Raw genomic sequence first — 2934 nt, 5'->3', positions numbered from 1 at the left:
GTCAGGGACAAAAACGCCGGGAGCGTTTTTGCACGAGCGAAGCGAGCCCGCAGGGCCAGGCCCATGGACGGGCCTGGTATGAGTTTTTTGCGTGTCTGCGGTCAGTGCTCCCCGCCATCAGGCGGCACAACCCCTGGGCTGGGGCTGATTGTCGCGGTGCTTGACCGACTCCACAGCCTACCGCTCCCCGACCAGAGCCTGGCGATACCAGTCGACAAAGTTGATCACGCCGAACTCGTGAGTTTCCGAGTAGGGGCCGGGCTGGTAGCCCATTGAGTTCACGCCGAGCTGGTTCTGCTCAACCAGTTCCTTGTCCTGCCGGTTCGTGGCGTGCCAGACGTGGGTCAGGCGATCGACATCCACCTCGGCGTCCTTGTGCACCAGCCACTTGGTGGTCACCAGCGTCCTCTGCGCCGACACCGGCAGCACCCGAAACACAACCACATGATCGCTCTGCATATGGTTCCAGGAATTGGGCAGGTGCAGAATGCGCATTGAGCCCAGCTCGCGGCTTCTTATGCGTCCCAGCAATCGGCTGCTGGCTGTCTTGCCATCCATCGTCATGACCTGGGTACCCGATTTGAGCGGCATGCGCACAATCCGGTTGCGCAGCCCATGATCGACATGGTGATGCGGAATGCCCTCGGCGTCCCACTGTCGAGCCTGGCGTTCGTAATCTGCAATAAACTCCGGAGTAGCCCTGGGGTCGTTGGTGTCGTCCCATTCCAGCAGCGTACGCATCAACTCGGGATGGGAGCCGGCGCAGTGATAGCACTCACGGTTGTTCTCCAGCACCAGCTTCCAGTTGGCATGCTCCTCGATTGTGCTTTCCGCCACAACCCGGGTGTTGGCCATGTCATAGGGCGCCATATATTCATCCAGCGTCGACAGGAACTCATCAAAGGGCGGCGGTTCATCCGGCGTCAGGCTGACAAAGATAAAGCCACCGGCGTGCCGGCAATGTAACTTGCGCAGCGCAAATGCCTGTGGATCAAAATGCTCATCCATAGCGGTTCCGGTATACAGCAGATTGCCCTTCAGGTTGTAGGTCCATTGATGGTAGGGGCAGGTCAGGTTCGCCACCTTGCCTTTGGGCTGGGTACAGAGGCGTGATCCACGATGCCGGCATACATTGTGAAAGGCCTCGATGCCGCCATCACCGTCGCGCACGATTAGCACCGGGTTCTGTCCGATGTCCACGGTCAGATAGTCGCCGCGTGACGGTATTTCCGAAGTCATGCCGACGAACAGCCATTCGTGCTGAAAGATGGTTTCCATATCCAGACGGAAATAGGAAGGATCATTGTAAAACGGCTGTGGCAGTGACCATCCATGCGGATGATCAGCCAGTAACCCTGTGGCCGCCGAACGCGCCTGGTCCACCGTGGCATAGTTCAGGTTCAGCAGGTCCAGTTCCGACATGGTAGAGCGCCCTCATCAAGGTATTGTAATCGTGAAGGGCATCCCGTGATGCCCGAGCACGCTTATTGTCGTTGCACTCAGGGGGCTCGAGTTGCCCGCACGCGACACAGTCCGGTGCTGTTTTTACCAGCCGGTCCCGCAGCATGACTGGGCTACAGCAGATTGGTCGTGACAATCAAGACGCTGTCGTTTTCAGTACGACTCGGCGGTCTCAGTTGAGGAACAATGCGCTCTGACAAAACCGTACCATTGGTTGATTACCCGGAGTTCTGCACCCATGACCACCCTGCTTTCCGAGCCAGCGACTACTCTTTACAGCCACGAACTCAACACCCGGGTCTGGTCCAACGGCCGCCATCAGGTGAGGTGTGTGCGCATCATCCACGAAACGCATGACGTCAAAACCTTCTGCTTCAATGCCGAGCAGGCGGTCATGTTCTTTTTCAAGCCAGGTCAGTTCGTCACTCTGGAACTGGAGATCGACGGTGAGCAGGTCATGCGCTCCTATACCATTTCCAGCTCACCCTCGGTGCCCTACAGCTTTTCCATCACCATCAAGCGCATTCCCGGTGGCCGCGTGTCCAACTGGCTGCATGATCACCTCAAGGTGCATGACGAGGTAGTCGTCCACGGACCGACCGGCCTGTTCAACTGCATTGATCATACGGCGGACAAGGTGCTGTTTCTGTCCGGCGGTGTAGGTATCACGCCGGTCATGTCCATGGCGCGCTGGCTGTTTGATACCAATGCGGAGGTCGATGTGGCTTTCGTGCACAGTGCGCGCACACCGGCCGACCTGATTTTCCAGCGCGAGCTGGAACACATGAGTTCGCGCGTGGATGAGTTTGTTCTGCATCTGCTGTGTGAGCGAGTGGAGCCGGGACAGGCCTGGCCCGGTTATCGCGGATTTCTGGACCAGACCCGGCTGGAAATGATGGTGCCGGACTTCATGGACCGCCGGGTGTTCTGCTGCGGGCCCGAGCCCTACATGCGCGCCGTGCGAGAGCTTCTGCGCGCCAACGGTTTCGACATGGACTTCTATCATCAGGAGTCGTTCAATGCGACGCCTGTGGAAGCCAGCCAAGAGGCGTTGGAACATTCAGAACTGGCGGAACGTGAAGCCGAGATCGCCCAGGAGGCCACTCAATTCAGCGTGGTCTTAAACCAGTCAGAGGTGAGTGCTGAGGCACTGCCCGGTGAGACCGTGCATGCGGCCGCCGCGCGTTTGGGCATCACCATACCCAAGGCCTGTGGCGTCGGCATCTGCGGTACCTGCAGGGTTCTGAAGACCTCGGGAGTGGTGGACATGCAGCACAACGGGGGCATTACGGATGAGGATGTCGCGGCGGGGTATATTCTGGCCTGCTGCAGCGTACCGCGCTCGGATGTGGCGGTGGCGGTCTGAGTAGCCATCGGAGGAGCAAGAGCAACAGACCGCAAACAAGTGGTGCCTTGACTCCGCCGCTCACTGGTCCCGGTCGGGCGGGCCACAACTCGCTGTCGCTCAGACAT

The 2934-nt window shown here is 59.1% G+C and carries 2 protein-coding genes; one reads left to right on the top strand and one right to left on the bottom strand.

Annotated features, from left to right (window positions below; all coding sequences use genetic code 11):
* Nucleotides 1-177 precede the first annotated feature (177 nt).
* Complete coding sequence (locus tag LAT62_RS16265) at nt 178-1422, bottom strand: aromatic ring-hydroxylating dioxygenase subunit alpha (RefSeq protein WP_293386281.1); 1245 nt, start codon at nt 1420-1422, stop codon at nt 178-180.
* A gap of 277 nt (nt 1423-1699) precedes the next feature.
* Here LAT62_RS16265 and LAT62_RS16260 point away from each other — a divergent pair, with 277 nt between their 5' ends.
* Nucleotides 1700-2827, top strand: coding sequence for a hybrid-cluster NAD(P)-dependent oxidoreductase (locus LAT62_RS16260; RefSeq protein ID WP_293386279.1), 1128 nt, complete (start codon nt 1700-1702; stop codon nt 2825-2827).
* Nucleotides 2828-2934: the final 107 nt, after the last annotated feature.

Source organism: Natronospirillum sp. (assembly GCF_022565775.1).
Lineage (GTDB): Bacteria > Pseudomonadota > Gammaproteobacteria > Pseudomonadales > Natronospirillaceae > Natronospirillum.
This window is presented reverse-complemented; position numbering and strand designations above follow the sequence as displayed.

Excerpts from the sequence above, each read along its gene's own strand:
- LAT62_RS16265 (WP_293386281.1), bottom strand. The coding sequence starts at position 1,422 with ATGTCGGAACTGGACCTGCTGAACCTGAACTATGCCACGGTGGACCAG.
- LAT62_RS16260 (WP_293386279.1), top strand. The coding sequence starts at position 1,700 with ATGACCACCCTGCTTTCCGAGCCAGCGACTACTCTTTACAGCCACGAA.